Genomic DNA, 18,878 nt, shown 5'->3' on the forward strand with positions numbered 1-18,878 from the left:
CAGTGCCACGACGCGCATCCGATGACCGCAGCAGGCGCCCCAATCTTCTATGATCCCTCGGGCCGGCGGCGGCGACGCTTCGCGCTCGGCGTCGTGGCGTTCATCGTGCTGCTGCTACTGTCCGCGGTGGTGTTCGGCGCCTCGATCGGGATCGTGCCGTCGCAACCGTTGCTGCCGATCAACACCGAGCGGCCGCTGCACCGGCTGGCGCCGCCGCACGACACCCTGCTCAAACGCACTGGCCGCACGATCGACTGGTACGGGCGTAAGCTGACCGGCGAGACGCGGTCGAAGGAAGCCAAGACCGTCGGCAACGTTCCGCTGGCGATCGCCTTCCACGTGCCGTGGGACGGGCAGAGCGCCGAATCGCTGCGCCGGCACATCAACGATCTCGACTGGGTGATTCCTGGCTGGGTTTCGGTCACCGGACCGAAACATACCATCACCGTGTTCAGCGATACCGCGGGGCGGGCCGTGATCAATGGCGCTGCGCACCGCCCGCTGATCCTGCCGATGATCCAGAACGCGATCCAGGGGCAGTTCGACGGACCCGGTATGGCGGCGATGCTCCACGACCCGACGCTGCGCAAGGCGTTCCTCGACAAGCTCGAGCCCTGGTTGCTCGCCAACCACGCGGCGGGCGCGATGTTCGATTTCGAGCAGCTGCCGCCATCGGCGCAACGCGACTATCTCGCGTTTCTCGCCGAGGCAAACACCCGATTCGACCGACACGGTTGGCTGATAACGATCGCGGTGCCAGTCGGTGACCGGTCGTGGAACCTGCCGGCATACGCCAAGATCGTCGATCGCATCTTTCTGATGTCGTATGACGAGCATGAGAATTCGGGCGATCCCGGGCCGGTCGCGTCGCAGGCTTGGTTCGCGCGCGCCGTGGCCGATGCGGCGCACGGCGTCTCGGCATCGAAGCTGGTCGTGACGATCGGCAGTTACGGTTACAACTGGTATCCCGGCGGCGGCGATCCCGTCACGGTCGAAGAAGCGTGGCAGATAGCGCGCGATTCGGACGCCATGCCGAGCTTCGATTCGGCGAGTGGCAATTCGGGCTTCTCGTACGAGGAGGATGGCAAGAAACACGTCGTCTGGTTCCTCGACGCGGCGTCCGCCTACAACCAGATTGGCTTTTTGCGGCGTGCCGGCCTGGGCGGGATCGCGTTGTGGCGACTGGGGTCTGAAGACCCCGGAATCTGGTCGGTCTTCGGTCGATCGCATCCCACGCTGCCGCCGGCCAACGTGATCGAGGCGATCCCGAACGGTACCGATGTCGACATCGAGGGCCGCGGCGAGATCCTGAAGGTCGGGGCGACCCCTGCCGCTGGACAACGCAAGGTGACGACCGGGCGCGACGGCGGCATTACCGGGGTCGATTTCCTGACGTTGCCCAGCCAGTATATGATCCAGCGGACCGGCTATAGTCCCAACAAGATCGCGCTGACTTTCGACGATGGTCCCGATCCGCAATGGACACCGAAGATCCTCGACATCCTGAAGCGTTACAACGCGCCGGCTACCTTCTTCATGGTCGGGGAAAACGGACTGACCGAACGCGGGCTGCTCGAACGCATCGTGCGCGAGGGGCATGAGGTCGGCAGCCACACCTATACGCATCCCAATCTCGCCGGCGCCTCGGCGACCGATACCGATATCGAACTCAACGCCAATCAGCGCTTGTTCCAGGCTTTCACCGGGCGCTCGCTGCGTCTGTTCCGCGCGCCCTATTTCGGCGACGCCGAGCCTACGACCGCGGACGAACTCGTGCCCGTTTATCGCGCGCAGCAGCGCGGCTACATTTCGGTCGGACTCCATGTCGATGCCGAGGATTGGCAGCGGCCGGGCGTCCAGACGATCATCGACAATGTCGTCGATGGAGTCGCCAAGCGCGGCACCGGCTGCGCGTCGGGCGACGATTTACAGTGTAGCCACAATATCGTCCTGCTCCACGATGCCGGCGGCGACCGCCAGCAAACGGTCGAGGCGCTGCCGACGATCATCGAGAAGCTGCGCGCCATGGGCTTCACCTTGGTGCCGGTGTCGGAACTCGCCGGCCTGTCGCGCGATCAGGCCATGCCGCCGATTTCATCAAGCGACCGAGCCGCGGCCCAGGCGGATTTGTTCCTGTTCGGCACGATCGGCGCGGTGGTCACCGCGTTGGGCTGGATCTTCCTCTTCGCGATCTCGATCGGCATCCTGCGCGCGGTGATCCTGTCGGCGCTCGCGCTGATCCAGGCGCGGCGCGAGGGGCGGACGGTGTTCCCGGCGATCGATCCCGACCGCTTCGTGACGGTGATGATCCCCGCCTATAACGAGGAAGCAGTGATCGAGCGGTCGATCCGCACAGTGCTCGCCTCGACCGATGTCAGGATCGAAGTGATCGTGATCGACGACGGATCGAAGGACCGCACCAGCGAGATCGTGCGCGACGCTTTCGCCGACGATCCCCGGGTGCGCCTGTTGACGCTGGAAAATGGCGGCAAGGCGCGCGCGCTCAACCGGGGCCTCGACCTCGCGACCGGCGAGATCGTGATCGCGCTCGACGCCGACACCCAGTTCGAGCCGACCACCATCGCGCGGCTGGCGCGCTGGTTCGGCGATCCGAAGCTCGGCGCGGTGGCGGGCAATGCCAAGGTCGGCAACCGGGTCAACCTGGTCACCAGATGGCAGGCGCTCGAATATATCACCGCGCAGAATCTCGAGCGCCGCGCGCTTGCCAGCCTCAATGCGATGACCGTGGTGCCGGGTGCGGTCGGCGCGTGGCGGCTCGAGGCGGTCCGGTCGGTCGGCGGCTATCCGGACGACACGCTGGCCGAAGATCAGGATCTGACCATCGCGATCCAGCGCGCCGGATGGAAAGTCCATTACGACCAATTCGCCGTCGCCTGGACCGAAAGCCCGGAGAATTTCAAAGGCCTCGCCAAACAGCGCTTCCGCTGGGCCTATGGCACGCTGCAATGTCTGTGGAAGCACGGCACGATCATCGGCCGTGGCAAGCCGCGTGGCCTCGCCTGGATCGGTCTGCCCCAGGCGATCGTGTTCCAGATCGTGCTCGCCGCGATCAGCCCGATCATCGACCTCGCGCTGATCGTCAGCTTCGCGCTGACCTGGCTCGCGGTCGAACAGCACGGCTGGGACCAGACCCAGCACAGTATCGAGAAGATGCTGGCCTATTGGCTGATCTTCACCGCGATCGACCTGCTTTCGGCGATCGTCGCCTTCGCACTCGAACGCCGCGAGAAATGGTCGCTGCTATGGCTGCTGATCCCCCAGCGGATCGGGTACCGCCAGGTGATGTATTATGTCGTGCTGAAAGCGATCACCCAGGCGCTACGCGGCCCGCTGGTCGGCTGGGGCAAACTGCAGCGCACTGGCCGAGTGCAGGCGTCGGGTTAGGATTCAATCGCCGATCAGCCGCGCGCCGCTCGCATCCTTGCCGAGCCGGTCCGCGGGGTTGCGCAACGGACAATCCTCCATCGACAGACAGCCGCAGCCGATGCAGCTGCCGAGCTGATCGCGCAATGCGGTGAGCTGCGCGATGCGATGGTCGAGATCATCGCGCCATGCCGCCGACATGCGCCGCCAATCCTCGCCCGAGACCGGGCGATCGGCTGGGAGCATGTCGAGCGCCGCCTTGATCTCGCCGAGTGGGATGCCGGTGCGTTGCGCTACCTTGATCACCGCTACCCGGCGCAGCACGCCGCGGCGGAACCGGCGCTGATTGCCGCCCGACCGTTCCGCGCTGATCAGACCCTTCGCCTCGTAGAAATGGAGCGTCGACACAGCGACGCCGCTGCGCCGCGCGACCTCTCCGACCGACAGCATTGCGGGGATGTCGTGCATGCGAAAAAGTCCCTTGACCTGAACTAAGCTTGAGGTTGCATAGGCCCGTCTCGCGGCGCCGGCAATCGCTTCGGCGCCGGGTTCACGACCGTCAGGAGACATCATCCATGGCTACCGCTCCGTTTTATCGCGTCGACAAGTTCATCGTGCCGGATGCGGCGCGTCAGGCGTTTATCGACGCGGTCGACGAAACCGATGCCGTGATGCGCACGCAGCCCGGCTTCATCCGCCACGATCTGCTCGAACAGGTCGGTGGGCCGGGCGAGTATAATTTCGTCACTGTCGCCGAATGGGAAAGCGACGAGGTCATTCCGATCGTCGCCGCCGCGATCGCGCGCCACCAGGCGCAGCGGCGGTTCGATCGCAACGCCTTTTTCGCCGCGCACGGCATCCGCGCCGACATCGCGACTTATCGCGCGCTTTGAGGCGCTCGCCGCGCGGTGTATGCGCGGCGGCATGATCCAGTCGTTCGCGCGCCGCCCGGTGTTGGGCCTCGTCCTCGCCGGATTGGCCGCGCTGTCGATCGGCGCGGCGCCGTCCGCTCAGGCGCCGATCGTGCTGGCTGCGGCGAGTTTGCAGGAATCTTTGACCGCCGCGGCGGACGCCTGGGCAAAAGCGGGGCACCCACGGCCGGTGATCTCGTTCGCCGCGTCGCCCACCTTGGCGCGTCAGGCCGAAGCGGGCGCTCCGGGCGACTTATTCGTCTCGGCCGATGAGGAGTGGATGGACGCACTCGCGGCCAAGGGGCTGCTCGCAGCGGGGACGCGCGCCGATCTGGTCGGTAATCGGTTGGTCGTGGTCGAGCCTGTTGGCCGGCATTCGTCGATTCCGGCCGGCGGAGTCCGGCTGGCGCGGATATTAAGCGCGGGGCCGCTGGCGATGGCCGACCCCGACAGCGTGCCGGCCGGCAAATACGGCAAGACCGCGCTCGAGAAGCTCGGCGCCTGGACCGCGGTCGCCCCGAAGGTGGTGCGCGCGGAGAATGTGCGCGCCGCCTTGGCGCTGGTCGAGCGCGGCGCGGCGCCCTTCGGGATCGTCTATCTGACCGACGCCAAGGCGTCGTCTAAGGTACGCGTGGCGGGCGTGTTTCCGCCGACCAGCCATCCGCCGATCCTGTACCCGGTCGCCCGGCTGGCGCGATCGACCAATCCGGAGGCCGAGGGGTTCCGCCGCTTCCTGCTCTCGTCGCGCGGCCGCGCGATCTTCGCGCGGTTCGGTTTCACCGCGCCGGGGAGGCCGCGCTGACTCCCGAAGAATGGGGAATCGTCGCGCTGTCGCTACGCGTCGGGTTCGTCGCTACCCTCGCGACATTGCCGGTCGCCTTCGCCATCGCCTGGTTGCTCGCGCGCGGACGTTTCCCCGGCAAGATCCTGATCGAGGCGATTGTGTATCTGCCGCTGGTCGTGCCACCGGTGGTCACCGGCTGGGTCCTGCTGCTGGCCTTCGCGCCGGGCGGGCCGCTCGGCTTCTTGAGCGATGGCGTGCTGTTTCGCTGGACCGGTGCGGCGATCGCCGCCGGAATCATGGCGCTGCCGCTGATGGTGCGCGCGATCAGACTGTCGATCGAAGCGGTTGACCGCCGGCTCGAAGGTGCCGCGCGGACCTTGGGGGCGGGGCCGTGGCGCGTCTTCTGGACGATCACCTTGCCGTTGAGCCTGCCGGGCCTGCTGGCCGGCACCGTGCTCGGCTTCGCGCGGTCGCTCGGCGAGTTCGGCGCGACGATCACTTTCGTCTCCAACGTGCCGGGTCAGACCCAGACCTTGCCGCTGGCGATCTACGCCGCGCTGCAACGCCCCGACGGCGATGCGATCGCGCTCAGATTATCCGCGCTGTCGGTCGCGGTGGCGCTGGCAGCACTGGTCGCCTCCGAACTGCTTGCACGGCGGATGCGCGCGGCGATGGTCCATGGCGTTTGATCTTCATGTCTCGAAGCGGCTCGGCGATGCCGAGATCGCGCTGCGGCTGGAGGCAGGCGAAGGCCTGACCGTGCTGTTCGGCCCGTCCGGCGCGGGCAAGACCAGCGTGCTCCATATGGTGGCGGGGCTGCTGCGGCCCGATCGCGGCCATATCCGGGTTGGCGGCGTCGAACTGTTCGGCGAGGGCATCGACGTACCGCCCGAGCGCCGGCACGCGGGCTATGTTTTCCAGGAATCGCGGTTGTTTCCGCACCTGAAAGTTGCGGCGAACCTGCGCTACGGCGCGGGGCGGAGTGCGGCGATCGACGACGTCGTCCAATTGCTCGATATCGGGCATTTGCTCGACCGCTGGCCGCGGACGCTGTCAGGTGGAGAGGCGAAACGCGTTGCGATCGGCCGCGCCTTACTCAGCGACCCCGCCTTTCTATTGCTCGACGAACCAACCGCGTCGCTCGATCGCGGCCGCGCGCAAGAAGTCGAGCGCGCGATCCTCGACATTCGCGACAGGCTGCGGCTGCCGATCCTGATGGTGACGCATGATCGTCTCCAGGCCGAGCGGCTGGCGACGACAATGGTCGAGATCGATCCGATGCGGACGTGAATTCGCGGGTTTGTCATCGTGCGATGCGATAAAAGCTATCTCACTTGGGCAGGGGCAACGCGATGGACAGCGCCAGCAAGGACGGATTTCACCTGAAATTGTGGCGTGGCGAGCGCATGTGTCTGATCGGCATGGACGTCGACGCGCCGGAACCAGATTTCGTCGGCTTCGCGATCGAAGTCCTCCATCCGGGTGGGACCGAGTTCGCGCCGCTACGCAATCGTCTGGCCTTTTCCTATCCGGCCGGAAGCAAGGTCAATGGCGACGTCCAGTTCCCCTCGACCGAGGCGCCTTTTCAGAAATTCCGCTGGGTGCATTTCCCTTACGATCCGATCGACGGCCTCTATTCCTATCGCGTGACCAAGATGCACATGCCGGCAGAGGGGCCGCTGGTTGCCGGAACGCAACTCGTCGCCACCATCAACCTCAATCCCGTCACGCATCCGGGTTTCCTCGACATCGGTTTCACTCGCGCATTCGCGTCTTCGCAAGCCTATCGCGACAAGTTCGGGAATCGCGACGACATTCTGCCGGCGACCAACGCCGTGGGTCTCGAATTCTCGCCGCCGTTCGACCCGGCGATTGCGAGCGACGACAATCCCTATACCTGGCTCGGCTTCGAGGCCGCGGCGATCGTACAATCACTGGTCGATGAGGCAGTCGCGGACACGACGCTGACGGTGGATTTCTTTGCCTATGACCTCAACCTCGGCTGGCTGGTCGATCGCCTCGAGAAGCTGGGACCCCGGCTGCGCGCGGTGATCGATGACAGCCCCAAGGATCACAACCAGCCCGACGGTGCCGAAGGGAAGGCATCTGCGCGGCTGTTGGCGAGCACCGGCGGCCAGATCGTCCGGATGCATTTCAAGGGACTGCAGCACAACAAGGTGATCATCCTGCGGCGCAACGGGGTGGCTCAACGCGTGCTGCTTGGGTCGACCAACTTCAGCTATCGTGGCTTCTACATCCAGGCGAACAACGCGCTGCTGTTCAGCGATCCCGCTATCGCCGGGCTGTTCGGCGATTATTTCGACGCGGCGTTCCACCAGCCCGAGACATTCTCGGCATCGGAGATGGCCCGCAAATGGTATGCCTTCACGACGCCGGGCAAGCCGATCGTACAGATCGCGCTGTCGCCGCATTCCGATAAGGAGATAGGGCTGTCCCCGGTCGGCGCGGCGATCGATCAGGCGACCTCGTCGGTCTTCTTCTCGATCGCCTTTCTCAACCAGACCAAGAGCGGGTCGGTGCGGACAGCGATCGATCGTCTCGCGACGCGGCCGATATTCAGCTACGGCGTGGTCGACAAGGCCGGCGCCGAGCCCAAGGCCGGTGCCGAAGCCAAGCCGAGCAAGCTCGATGTCTACAAGCCCGACGGCACGATCGGCGTGGTCGACTTCGGCTATCTCGCCAAGAACGCGCCGCCGCCGTTCGGGGCCGAGTGGCAGGGCGGTAAAGGCATCAACCTGCACAACAAGTTCGTCGTTACCGATTTCGGCCTGCCGACCGCCAAGGTCTTCACCGGATCGTCCAACCTGTCACCGAGCGGCGAGGGCGGTAACGGCGATCACCTGGTGATGATCCAGGACCCGATTGTCGCCACCGCTTATGCGATCGAGGCGGTGCGGTTATTCGATCATTTGCATTTCCGCTCGAAAATGAAGGACGCGAAGGTCAAACCAAAGGGCGCCAAAGCCGGCGACGCATCGCCCTTGACGCTCGCCAAGCCGACCGCGCTGAGCGGCAAGCCGGCCTGGTTCGAACGCTATTACCGGGCCGATAGCCAATATCTCCGCGACCGATTGTTGTTCGGCCACTGACGGCCGGCGCCAAGCGAGCGCCGGCCGTCTCTGCAGCGGTCAGCCGCCCAGGAAGTCCATCTTGCCGATCGGCACGCCCTTCATGCGCAACAGCGCATAGGCGGTCGTGACGTGGAAATAGAAGTTCGGGTGGACGAAGCCGAGCAGGAAATCGCGCCCGGCGAACTTGAACTCGCCATTGGGGAATTTGAGCAGGACCTCGGCCTCTTCCTTGCCGTCGATCGCTTCGGCGGGCACCGACTTCACGAAGTCGATCGTCTTGGCGATGCGTGCCTTGACGTCGTCGAAGCTTGCCTCATTGTCCTCCATCACGACATTCTCGACCCCGCCGAGGCGCACCATGCAGCCCTTGGCCGAATCGCTGGCGCGCTGGATCTGCGAGATGAAATTGCCCATGTCCCCGATCAGCCGGGCGTCGAGCAGTTCCTGCTCGTCGATTCCCTTGTCGGCGGCAAAGGCGCGGGCCTTGTCGATGATCTTGTCGAGATTGGTCAGCGCGCGCACGAAGACAGGCGCGGTAAGGGCGTAAAGTTCGGTAGCCACTGGATTCTCCCCTAGAGAAACGGGCTGCCGATCGGCGCCCGCGAGCAGGACATAAGACTTGGGTTGCGAATGAAAACCCGTCTCGCTCAGTTTTTTACCGTTTCGCTAAAAATTCAGCGCGTGGCGGCAATGAACGCCGTGTGAAACTGGTCGAGGTCGCCGCCGGCAACATCCGACACCGCCCAGAAATCGAGATCGCCCTGGCGCCAATGGACGAGCGTGTAGCCATCGCTCTCCATCGTCTCGCCCGAGGGCGCCTTGCCCGCGGGCCAGGCGAAGACGTTGATCGTGTGGAGATTGCGGCGATAGACGATCGCCGGAACAACGCGGCCGCCGATATAATCGAGCCGCCCGCCGACCAGCGGGAAGCCCGCGGCCTTGAGGTCCGGAGTGGGCGGCGAGAAGTCGATCTTGCCGTTGAACCACGGCTTGACGACGTGGCGGTCGGAGGTGGGGATGTCGACCAGATGATCAGCGAGCAGCGAGCGGACGTGGCTCGCGACTATCTGCTGCTCGAGCCCGCTCGTTGTCGATTGCTGCGGAATGCCGAGCGTCAGCGCCAGCCCTGCGGCGATCGCCCCGCCGGCGCCCCAGCCGAGCCGCGCGGGCCAGGGATTGGCGGTGCGCTGAGTGGTGGGCAGCGCGGCATCGATGCGATCGCGCAGGCCTTCGGGCGCGGCATGGCGCAGCGCCGGATCGGCGACGATCTGGTGGAGATGCTTCAATTGCTCGAATTCGGCCGCGCAATCGGGGCAGGTGCGCAGATGCGCCTCGACTACGGCGACATTGGCGGCGTCGAGCTCGTCGTCAAGCAACGCATGGAGCAGCATCGGGTCGGGACAGGTCATGCCTGGCGCTCCTGTTGCCCGGCGGCGCGGGTGGGAAGCAGCAGCTTCGCCAGCATCTCGCGTGCGCGCGCCAGCCGGGACATTACGGTGCCGATCGGCACGCCGGTCACCGAGGCGATTTCGCGATACGACATGTCTTCCATCTCGCGCAGGATCAGGGTTTCGCGAAAGGGTTCGGGAAGCGCGGCAATCACCCCGCGCACCGTATCGACCTCACGCGCACGGGCCAGCGATTCCTCCGGCGTATCGTTATCCGCCGGGATCGCGGCAACCGCCTCTGACTGTGCTTCGGACAAACTCGCATCAGACACCACGACCCGCTCGCGCCGGATCTGCTCGCCGACGCGATCGCGCCAGCAATTGCGAAGGATCGCGAACAGCCACGCACGAGGCGGCCCGCCGCGATAGGTCTCGAACGACCGGAACGCGCGCAGGAAAGCCTCCTGCACCACGTCCTCGGCGATGCTGGCGTCGCTGGTCAGGTAGCGCGCCAGATTATAGGCGGCATCGAGATGCGGCAGCATCAGCTCGCGAAAGCGCAGCTCGGGACCGGGCTTCACGTCCCGACCGCCGACCAGTCTTGGGCGAAACCCGCCGATCACCTCTCCGCTCCCCGCCTCAGCGCGCCGCGACGGTCACTTTGCCCGTCATCATCGGATGGAGCGAGCAGAAATAGGTGACCTGGCCGGACTTGGTGAAGGTGAAGCTGAACGACTGGCCGGTGTCGAGCACCTTCGACCGGAAGCTCTTGTCGGTCGCGACCACGGTGTGCGGGATGTCGTCGTCATTGGTCCAGGTGACGGTCTGGCCGACCTTCACCGTCACCATTTTGGGGCCGAAAGTGAAGTTGGAGATATGGACCGCAACCGGACCGGCGGCAGCTGCCGGTGCCGCAAGGCGGGCGGACAAGGTCTTGCCCCGGGCCGATGCCGCGACAGGGGGATGGGCGCGGCCCGAGGCAAGTGAGGTCATGACCGCCGCGACAGGAATGAGCACGGCAATCATCAAACGGGAGTGCATCTCAAATCTCCAAAGGTTCTAGGCGAGCGTGGAATCGATCAGCGCGATCCGCTGGTCGCCGCGACGGAAAGTCACATCGGTGATGCCGAGCATCGAGCGGAGCTGGCCCGGCGGCACGACTTGCGGGCCAGGCGAGGGGGCGGTGCCCGGCGCAGGCTGCGGAAAGGCCGTCGAGCGCGCGGTGTGGAAGGTCATCCGGCCTTCGACCTTCTGCACGATCTGATGGATATGGCCGTTGAGGATGGTCACCGAGCCGAACCGCTTGAGCAGCGCCAGCGCGGCCTGCGCGTCGCCGGTGCCCCAGCCCCATTGTTCGTAGACCGTCCACAGCGGGATATGCGCGAACACCACGATCGGCGTGGACGCGCTGCGGCCCGCCAGGTCGGCCTTGAGCCAGGCGAGCTGCGCGGCGCCGAGATTGCCCATGCCGCCCGGTTTGAGGTCGGCGACGTTGACCAGCCCGACGAAATGCACGCCCTGATGGTCGAAGCTGAACCAGCCGGCGCCTTTGCTGCCCTTGCCGTGGCGATCGAGAAACGCTTTGCCGCCGCCTTCATCGATCATGTCGTGCTCACCCGGGACGAAGAAGGCGGGAATGCCCGTCTCGCGCAGGATCTGGTCGGCATCGTCGAATTCGTTATCGCGCGACAGCTGCGTGATATCACCGGTGTGGATGATGAAGTCCGGCTTGACCGCCAGCGCCTTCACCTTGGCGATGGCTTCGCGATACGTCGCCCGCGCGTCGGGATTGGCCGCCTTGTCGAAGCCGATATGGCTGTCGCTGAGCTGGAGGAAAGTGAAGCCGGCGGTAGGCGCGGTGCCGGCGCCGGCGCTGTCCAGAATGGCGCTGCGGGCGATACCGCCGCTCAGCGCGTAGAGCGCGCCGGTGCCCGCCCAGGCCATGCATTTCAGCGCCTCGCGGCGCTCGATTTCGCGTCCCATGTCCCTCGCTCCATTGCGGTTCGAGGATCAGGACGGAGGGATGCGGCGGGTTATTCCCGAAAAACAAACGCCGCCCGGAAAGTCTCCGGACGGCGTTCGGTGATCCCTTGGCTGATCGGTAGCGGGCTGTGATCGCCCGCACGCGGAATCAGCGATTGGATATTGGATATTGGATCCAATCCTGGGTGCGTCAGAATTTCACCCGGAACGCGCCGCCAATGATCCGCGGCTCGCTGATCATGCCGGTCAGATTGTTGAAGTCGATCGCACTGATCGCGCGGAACTGGTTGGTGATGTTGCGCGCGAAGGCGCTGACTTCGTAACGCGGCGTCGAATAGGCGATCTTGAGGCCGCCTTCGAGCATCGGCCGCCCGCGGAACTCCTTCGCTTCGTAGAGGAAGTAGTTGATGCTGCTGCGATAGGCCCAGTCGGTATAGGCGTAGATTTCACGGCCGTCGCCGAGCGGGATCGAATAACGCGCGGTCCAGTTCGCCACCCAGCGCGGCGCCTGGGGCAGGCGATTGCCGTCGATGATCGCCTGACCCGGGCTCGCCAGCGGATCGGTCACGGTGCACAAGGATCCGCACACGCCGATGGTGATGCTCGGGTCCTGGATCTCGGTGAAATTGTAGCTGCCGCTCGCGGTCAGCGTCAGCTGCGGGATCGGGCGCATATCGAGTTCGGCCTCGACACCATAACCGACCGCGCGCTTGGCGTTGAGCAGATGCGCCGAGTTGGACAAGCCGCCGACCGCGGTGATCTGCAGGTCGTTGGTGCGCCACCAATAGCCGTCGAACGAGAAACGGACGGTGCGATCCGCGGTCTCGCCCTTGATGCCCGCTTCGCCAGACAAGGTGGTCTGCTTGCCCGCAGTGGTCTGCCGGCTGCCGAACGTCACGCGGTCCTGGATCGCCGGGCCGAGATAGCCGGTCGCGGCGCGCGCATAGAGGTTGACCTGCGGCGACACGGCATAGGTCGCGCTGACGTCCCAGGTGAAATCGCCGCCGCTCACCTTGGCGAGGCTCGGCAGCACGGCGCCGAACAGATTGGGCGAATAGCCGGTGATAAGGTCTTCCTTGTGGTCGTGCGAATAGCGTCCGCCCGCGCGCAGCGTCAGCTTATCGACCGGCTTGTATTCGACCGAGGCGAAGGCACCCCAATTCTCGTTCTTGTTGTCGTGGAACAGATCCTGGTCGAGATCGGCAGCGCGGCTGCCGGTGGCCGGGAATTTATAGTCATATTCGTGATATTTGAGCGTCTGGTGGAAATAATAGAGGCCGCCCTGGAGGCGGAATCCGTTGAACTCGTCGCTGACGAACCGCAGTTCCTGGCTGAATTCCGCCGGCCGCGTGATCCCGCCGGTATTCGACGGGAACAAAGCGTTGTTCAGGCCGAGCGCAGGGAAGACGTAGTTGTTGCCGCCGTCGATATCGCCGGTGCTCTCGACCTTGGCCTTCTCATAGGCGGTGACCGAATAGAGCGTGCCAGCGCCGTCGAAATGGTAATCCAGCCGCAGGTTGGTGCCCCATTGCGTCATGCTCTGGCTGGTATAGCCGTCGAGCGCGACCTTGTTCGGTTCGAACCCGGCCGAGAAATCGTTGCTGCCCTGTTTGAACAGGCCGGCGCGGAACACACGCGGCGTGCCATCGAGATCGCGAATGTGAAAATTGATCAGCGCGTTGAAATTGCCGCTCGAATAACCGAGCTGGAACCGGCCGGCGAGGTCGCGATACCCCTCCAGCTTCTTGTCGGCAAAGCCGGTGGCCGAGGTGTTGGTCACCCAATTGTCGCGTCGCTGGAGCAGGCCCGAGGCGCGGAAGGCGAAACCGCCGCCGAGCGGCAGGTTGAGCGCGGCTTCGGCATTGACCGTATTGAACGTGCCCCAGCTCGCGCTGGCATAGCCGCCGACCTTGTCGTCGGTCGGCTTGGCCGAATCGAGCTTGATCACGCCGGCGGGCGTGTTGCGGCCAAACAAGGTGCCTTGCGGCCCGCGCAGCACTTCGACCGACTTGAGATCGAACACCGGGAACGACTTGAGCATCGCGTTTTCGAGCGCGACATCGTCATAGACCACCGACACCGGCTGCGCGGCATTGGGATCGAAATCGGTGTTGCCGAGGCCGCGTATGTAGAAGCGCGGGAAAGTGCGGCCGAACGACGATTCGGCCTGGAGGCTCGGCGTACGCGACGACAGGAAGCGGATGTCGAGCCCGCCCGAGTTGATCACCGCGAGCTTTTCACCGCTGATCGAGGTCACCGCGACCGGCACGTTCTTCGACGATTCCGACACGCGGGTGGCGGTGACGACGATGTCGCCCAGACCCTTGTCCGTGGCGTTGGCCGTGTCGTCCTGGGGGGCAGGCGCATCGGCGGCCGGCGGTGCTTTGGGCTCGTCGGCCCGCGCCATGGCGGGGGATGCGGCAAGGATGAGCAAGGCGGGCGAGGCGCCCAGGAGCAGACGGTGCGCCAGCGAGCGGTTGGACAACGAGTTCATGAATCCCCCTGAATCGAAGATCGGCATCCCCGCCGTTGACGACTCCGTGTGTCCCGGATCTTGCGCAAAGTCGTAACATGACCGTCATGGGTCAAAAAGGCCGAGCGATCGCAAGGACTGGGGCGACGCGACGAAAAGCCGCGCGGTGATGCGAACTGGCAACAGAGGCGGTTGTTACTTTCCGATTGTCCCCGCCAAGGTGGAGTGATCGGTAGGTTGTCGCACTACCACGATCAGCCGAAAATACTCAGGCTGAAATTGCGGTTGACCTTCCCACCCGCGTCACCCCGGGCTCGTCCCGGGGTCCACCGTGCGGCGACGCCAACGGCCGATGGGTGTGCGGAACGGTGGATGCCGGAACAAGCCCGGCATGACGGTTGAAGCCGATCGGCACAGTACGCCCTCCCGCCGCAGGCGCATCGCAGCTCCCGCGTTCGAGCGATGTAATCGCCACAACGAAAAACCGCCGCCCGGTTGCCCGGACGGCGGTTATTCGTTTCGGCCGAGAGTGCCGAGCGAGGAGCTTATTCGCTCTCGTTCAGATACTCGCCGGCATCCGCGTCGGTGCCGTGGCCGCTCGGCGTGACCCGGGCGAGCGCATCGCTGCCGGTATCGTCGGCAGTGTCACGCAGCTTTTCGGCGGCACGCTCTTCGGCGGCCGAGTTCGGCGCGATCAGCACTTCCTGCAGCGCACGCTGCTGGACGCGGAGCGCGGCGTCGCGGCTGGAGGCCGCCACGCGCAGGCGGTTCATGCCCGCACCGGTACCGGCGGGGATGAGACGGCCGACGATGACGTTCTCCTTGAGGCCGATCAGCGTGTCCTGCTTGCCCTGGACCGCCGCCTCGGTGAGGACGCGAGTGGTCTCCTGGAACGACGCCGCCGAGATGAAGCTGCGAGTCTGCAGCGACGCCTTGGTGATGCCGAGCAGGACCGGCTTGCCCTGGGCGGGCTGCTGGCCGGGGGCGAGCTTTTCGTTGGTCTCGTCCATCTCGGTGCGGTCGASCTGCTCGCCGGCGAGCAGGGTGGTGTCGCCGCCGTCGGTGATCTCGACCTTCTGCAGCATCTGGCGAACGATCACCTCGATGTGCTTGTCGTTGATCTTCACGCCCTGGAGTCGATAGACTTCCTGGATTTCCGACACGAGATATTCCGCGAGCGGCTCGATGCCGAGCACCTCTAGAATGTCGTGCGGATCGGGCGAGCCGCCGATCAGATTGTCGCCACGCTTGACATAGTCGCCTTCCTGAACGTCGATCACCTTCGACTTCGGGATCAGATACTCCACGACCTCGCCGCCATCCTCGGGCTGGATCCCGATCTTGCGCTTGGCCTTGTAGTCCTTGCCGAACACGACGCGGCCCGAGACCTTCGCGATGATCGCGTTTTCCTTGGGCTTGCGGGCTTCGAACAGCTCGGCGACGCGCGGCAGACCGCCGGTGATGTCGCGGGTCTTGGCGGACTCGCGAGCGACACGGGCAAGCACGTCACCGGCCTGGACGGTGGCATTGTCTTCGACCGACAGCACCGCACCCGGCGCCAGCATGTAGCGCGCGGCTTCGTTGGTATCGGCGCCCGTCAGCGTCATGCGCGGACGGAGATCCTCCTTCGACTTGGTGGCGGCGCGATACTCGGTGACGACGCGCTGGGTGATGCCCGTCGCTTCGTCGGCCTGTTCGGTGAGCGTCTTGCCTTCGATGAGGTCCTGATACTTCACCGTACCGCCGGTCTCGGTGATCAGCGGCATGGTGAACGGATCCCACTCGGCCATGCGGTCGCCCTTGCTGACGATGTGACCGTCGTCGAACATGACGTACGCACCGTACGGGATGCGATCGACCGACAGCTCGCGGCCGTCCATGTCCTTGATCGCGATCTCGCCCGAGCGGCTCAGCACCACGCGGCGGCCACGCTGGTCGACGATCAGACGCAGGTCGCGGAATTCGACCGTACCGTCGGCATGCGCCTCGAGGTTGGACGTTTCGTTGAGCTGCGCCGCGCCACCGATGTGGAACGTACGCATGGTCAGCTGGGTGCCCGGCTCGCCGATCGACTGCGCCGCGATGACGCCGACCGCTTCGCCGATATTCACCGGGGTACCGCGGGCGAGGTCACGCCCGTAGCACTTGCCGCAGACGCCGATCTTGGCTTCGCAAACCAGCGGCGAGCGGATCTTCATCCCCTGGATGCCGGTGGCTTCGATCCGTGCGACCGCCGCCTCGTCGAGCAACGTGCCCGACGGGATGACGACTTCACCGGTCTTGGCGTCGACCACGTCCTCGGCCGTGGTGCGGCCCAGGATGCGCTCGCCAAGCGACGCGATGGTCGAGCCGCCCTGCAGGATCGCGCGCATCTCGAGCGCCCGCTCGGTACCGCAATCCTCCTCCATGACGACGCAGTCTTGCGACACGTCGACCAGACGGCGGGTGAGGTAGCCCGAATTGGCGGTCTTCAACGCGGTGTCCGCGAGGCCCTTGCGGGCGCCGTGGGTCGAGTTGAAATACTCAAGGACGGTCAGGCCTTCCTTGAAGTTCGAGATGATCGGGGTCTCGATGATCTCGCCCGACGGCTTGGCCATCAGGCCGCGCATACCGGCGAGCTGCTTGATCTGTGCCTGCGAACCGCGGGCACCCGAGTGCGCCATCATGTAGATCGAGTTGATCGGCATTTCACGACCCGTCTCCGGATCCTTCTTCACCGCCTTGATCTCGTTCATCATCGAGTTGGCGACCTGGTCACCGCAACGCGACCAGGCGTCGATCACCTTGTTGTACTTCTCCTGCTGCGTGATCAGACCGTCCTGATATTGCTGCTCGAAGTCCTTCACCTGATCGCGCGTCTCGTCGACCAATTTGTCCTTGTCCGGCGCGATGATCATGTCGTCCTTGCCGAACGAAATGCCGGCCTTGAACGCGTGCTTGAAGCCCAGCGCCATGATCGCGTCGGCGAACAGCACGGTCTCCTTCTGGCCGGTGTGACGATAGACTTCGTCGATCACGTCGCCGACGTCCTTCTTGGTCAGCAGGCGATTGACGGTGTCGAACGGCACCTTGTGCGACTTGGGCAGGCACTCGCCGAGCAGCATGCGGCCCGGCGTGGTCTCGAACCGCTTGAGGTACGTCTTGCCTTCCTCATCGGTTTGAGGGACGCGGCTGATGACCTTGGTGTGCAGGGTCACCGCACCGGCTTCGAGCGCCTGGTGCACTTCGGCCATGTCGGACATCAACATACCCTCGCCGGGCTCGTTTTCCTTGAGCATCGACAGGTAATAGAGACCCAGCACCATGTCCTGCGACGGCACGATGATCGGCTTGCCGTTGGCCGGCGACAGGATGTTGTTGGTCGACATCATCAGGACGCGCGCTTCCAGCTGGGCCTCGAGGCTCAGCGGGACGTGCACGGCCATCTGGTCGCCGTCGAAGTCGGCGTTGAACGCCGAGCAGACCAGCGGGTGAAGCTGGATCGCCTTGCCCTCGATCAGCACCGGCTCGAACGCCTGGATGCCCAGACGGTGAAGCGTCGGCGCGCGGTTGAGCAGAACCGGGTGCTCGCGGATCACTTCGTCCAGGATGTCCCAGACTTCCTTGCGCTCCTTCTCGACCCACTTCTTGGCTTGCTTCAGGGTCATCGACAGACCCTTGGCGTCGAGGCGCGCATAGATGAATGGCTTGAACAGCTCGAGCGCCATCTTCTTGGGCAGGCCGCACTGGTGCAGCTTGAGTTCCGGACCGGTCACGATGACCGAGCGGCCCGAATAGTCGACGCGCTTGCCGAGCAGGTTCTGACGGAAGCGGCCCTGCTTGCCCTTGAGCATGTCGGACAGCGACTTCAGCGGACGCTTGTTGGCACCGGTGATCGTGCGGCCGCGGCGGCCGTTGTCGAACAGCGCGTCGACGGCTTCCTGCAGCATGCGCTTTTCGTTGCGGACGATGATGTCCGGCGCGCGCAGTTCCATCAGCCGCTTGAGGCGGTTGTTGCGGTTGATCACGCGGCGATACAGATCGTTGAGATCCGACGTCGCGAAGCGGCCGCCGTCCAGCGGCACCAGCGGGCGCAGTTCGGGCGGGATGACCGGCACGACCTCGAGGATCATCCATTCCGGGCGGTTGCCCGAATCGATGAAGCTCTCGACGACTTTCAGCCGCTTGATGATCTTCTTGGGCTTCAGCTCCGACTTGGTCGTCGCCAGTTCCTGGAGCAGCTGCTCGCGCTCGCCGACCAGGTCGAGCTGCTCGAGCATGATGCGGACCGCTTCGGCGCCGATGCCGGCGGTGAAGGCGTCCTCACCATATTCGTCCTGCGCCTCGAGGAGCTCGTCCTCGGTCAGCAGCTGGAAGCGCTCGAGCGGGGTCACGCCGGGCTCGATCACGATATAGGCTTCGAAATACAGCACGCGCTCGAGCTGCTTGAGCTGCATGTCGAGCAGCAGGCCGATGCGCGACGGCAGCGACTTCAGGAACCAGATGTGCGCGACCGGGGCGGCCAGTTCGATATGGCCCATCCGCTCGCGGCGGACCTTCGAGACGGTGACCTCGACGCCGCACTTCTCGCAGACGATACCCTTGTACTTCATGCGCTTGTACTTGCCGCACAGGCATTCGTAATCCTTGATCGGACCGAAGATGCGCGCGCAGAACAGGCCGTCACGCTCGGGCTTGAACGTGCGATAATTGATCGTCTCGGGCTTCTTGATCTCGCCGAACGACCAGGAGCGGATACGGTCTGGCGACGCGATGCCGATCTGGATCTGGTCGAAGGTTTCCGGCTTGGCGACCGGGTTCGCGAAATTGGTCAGTTCGTTCATGGGAATGAACCCTTCCTTGAAATTCTTTCCCCTCTCCCGC

Annotated in this window: 14 protein-coding genes; 6 read left to right on the top strand and 8 right to left on the bottom strand. The window is 64.9% G+C overall.

Annotated features, from left to right (window positions below):
• Window positions 1–21 precede the first annotated feature (21 nt).
• Window positions 22–3,405 (top strand): trifunctional glycoside hydrolase family 18/polysaccharide deacetylase/glycosyltransferase family 2 protein, encoded by a 3,384-nt coding sequence (locus AC1DRD_RS20715; RefSeq protein WP_478042864.1) that lies wholly within the window; start codon window positions 22–24, stop codon window positions 3,403–3,405.
• A 3-nt stretch (window positions 3,406–3,408) separates the two neighbouring features.
• Here the strand turns inward: AC1DRD_RS20715 and soxR are convergent, their stop codons facing one another.
• Window positions 3,409–3,852 (bottom strand): redox-sensitive transcriptional activator SoxR, encoded by a 444-nt coding sequence (gene soxR, locus AC1DRD_RS20720; RefSeq protein WP_478042865.1) that lies wholly within the window; start codon window positions 3,850–3,852, stop codon window positions 3,409–3,411.
• 107 nt (window positions 3,853–3,959) lie between these two features.
• Here soxR and AC1DRD_RS20725 point away from each other — a divergent pair, with 107 nt between their 5' ends.
• The 5 genes from AC1DRD_RS20725 to AC1DRD_RS20745 all read left to right on the top strand — a co-directional run bounded on the left by AC1DRD_RS20725 (window position 3,960) and on the right by AC1DRD_RS20745 (window position 8,189).
• The gene (locus AC1DRD_RS20725) at window positions 3,960–4,277 is read left to right on the top strand and encodes an antibiotic biosynthesis monooxygenase family protein (RefSeq protein WP_478042866.1); all 318 of its coding nucleotides are present in this window, start codon (window positions 3,960–3,962) and stop codon (window positions 4,275–4,277) included.
• Window positions 4,278–4,308: 31 nt separating this feature from the next.
• The gene (gene modA / locus AC1DRD_RS20730) at window positions 4,309–5,097 is read left to right on the top strand and encodes a molybdate ABC transporter substrate-binding protein (protein WP_478042867.1); all 789 of its coding nucleotides are present in this window, start codon (window positions 4,309–4,311) and stop codon (window positions 5,095–5,097) included.
• Complete coding sequence (modB, locus tag AC1DRD_RS20735; RefSeq protein ID WP_478042884.1) at window positions 5,094–5,768, top strand: molybdate ABC transporter permease subunit; 675 nt, start codon at window positions 5,094–5,096, stop codon at window positions 5,766–5,768. The genes modA and modB overlap by 4 nt, the downstream gene beginning before the upstream one ends.
• Window positions 5,758–6,369 carry an ATP-binding cassette domain-containing protein gene (locus AC1DRD_RS20740; protein WP_478042868.1) on the top strand — a complete coding sequence of 204 codons (612 nt, stop codon included), beginning with the start codon at window positions 5,758–5,760 and terminating at the stop codon, window positions 6,367–6,369. Before modB ends, AC1DRD_RS20740 begins: the two co-directional genes overlap by 11 nt.
• A gap of 62 nt (window positions 6,370–6,431) precedes the next feature.
• Window positions 6,432–8,189, top strand: a complete 1,758-nt coding sequence (locus AC1DRD_RS20745) for a phospholipase D-like domain-containing protein (RefSeq protein ID WP_478042869.1) — start codon at window positions 6,432–6,434, stop codon at window positions 8,187–8,189.
• Window positions 8,190–8,228: 39 nt separating this feature from the next.
• On the opposite strand, the gene AC1DRD_RS20750 is transcribed toward AC1DRD_RS20745, so the two are convergent.
• The 7 genes from AC1DRD_RS20750 to rpoC form a co-directional block, all read right to left on the bottom strand.
• The gene (locus tag AC1DRD_RS20750; RefSeq protein WP_478032254.1) at window positions 8,229–8,732 is read right to left on the bottom strand and encodes a DUF1993 domain-containing protein; all 504 of its coding nucleotides are present in this window, start codon (window positions 8,730–8,732) and stop codon (window positions 8,229–8,231) included.
• A gap of 113 nt (window positions 8,733–8,845) precedes the next feature.
• Window positions 8,846–9,580 carry an anti-sigma factor family protein gene (locus AC1DRD_RS20755; protein WP_478042870.1) on the bottom strand — a complete coding sequence of 245 codons (735 nt, stop codon included), beginning with the start codon at window positions 9,578–9,580 and terminating at the stop codon, window positions 8,846–8,848.
• Entirely contained in the window at window positions 9,577–10,182 is a 606-nt protein-coding gene (locus AC1DRD_RS20760) for a sigma-70 family RNA polymerase sigma factor (RefSeq protein ID WP_478042871.1), read from the bottom strand. The genes AC1DRD_RS20755 and AC1DRD_RS20760 overlap by 4 nt, the downstream gene beginning before the upstream one ends.
• Before the next feature lie 16 nt (window positions 10,183–10,198).
• A complete protein-coding gene (locus AC1DRD_RS20765; protein ID WP_478042872.1) occupies window positions 10,199–10,600 on the bottom strand; it encodes a cupredoxin domain-containing protein in 402 nt (133 codons plus the stop codon).
• Between the two features lie 18 nt (window positions 10,601–10,618).
• Entirely contained in the window at window positions 10,619–11,542 is a 924-nt protein-coding gene (locus AC1DRD_RS20770; protein WP_478042873.1) for a metallophosphoesterase family protein, read from the bottom strand.
• Window positions 11,543–11,732: 190 nt separating this feature from the next.
• Complete coding sequence (locus tag AC1DRD_RS20775) at window positions 11,733–14,036, bottom strand: TonB-dependent receptor (protein ID WP_478042874.1); 2,304 nt, start codon at window positions 14,034–14,036, stop codon at window positions 11,733–11,735.
• 524 nt (window positions 14,037–14,560) lie between these two features.
• Window positions 14,561–18,838, bottom strand: a complete 4,278-nt coding sequence (gene rpoC, locus AC1DRD_RS20780) for a DNA-directed RNA polymerase subunit beta' (RefSeq protein ID WP_478042875.1) — start codon at window positions 18,836–18,838, stop codon at window positions 14,561–14,563.
• Window positions 18,839–18,878: the final 40 nt, after the last annotated feature.

It is taken from the genome of Sphingomonas sp. P4_G2 (assembly GCF_056401155.1).

Excerpts from the sequence above, each read along its gene's own strand:
- AC1DRD_RS20725 (WP_478042866.1), top strand. The coding sequence starts at position 3,960 with ATGGCTACCGCTCCGTTTTATCGCGTCGACAAGTTCATCGTGCCGGAT.
- modA (WP_478042867.1), top strand. The coding sequence starts at position 4,309 with ATGATCCAGTCGTTCGCGCGCCGCCCGGTGTTGGGCCTCGTCCTCGCC.
- AC1DRD_RS20755 (WP_478042870.1), bottom strand. The coding sequence starts at position 9,580 with ATGACCTGTCCCGACCCGATGCTGCTCCATGCGTTGCTTGACGACGAG.
- AC1DRD_RS20765 (WP_478042872.1), bottom strand. The coding sequence starts at position 10,600 with ATGCACTCCCGTTTGATGATTGCCGTGCTCATTCCTGTCGCGGCGGTC.
- AC1DRD_RS20770 (WP_478042873.1), bottom strand. The coding sequence starts at position 11,542 with ATGGGACGCGAAATCGAGCGCCGCGAGGCGCTGAAATGCATGGCCTGG.
- AC1DRD_RS20715 (WP_478042864.1), top strand. The coding sequence starts at position 22 with ATGACCGCAGCAGGCGCCCCAATCTTCTATGATCCCTCGGGCCGGCGG.
- AC1DRD_RS20740 (WP_478042868.1), top strand. The coding sequence starts at position 5,758 with ATGGCGTTTGATCTTCATGTCTCGAAGCGGCTCGGCGATGCCGAGATC.
- AC1DRD_RS20745 (WP_478042869.1), top strand. The coding sequence starts at position 6,432 with ATGGACAGCGCCAGCAAGGACGGATTTCACCTGAAATTGTGGCGTGGC.
- AC1DRD_RS20775 (WP_478042874.1), bottom strand. The coding sequence starts at position 14,036 with ATGAACTCGTTGTCCAACCGCTCGCTGGCGCACCGTCTGCTCCTGGGC.
- soxR (WP_478042865.1), bottom strand. The coding sequence starts at position 3,852 with ATGCACGACATCCCCGCAATGCTGTCGGTCGGAGAGGTCGCGCGGCGC.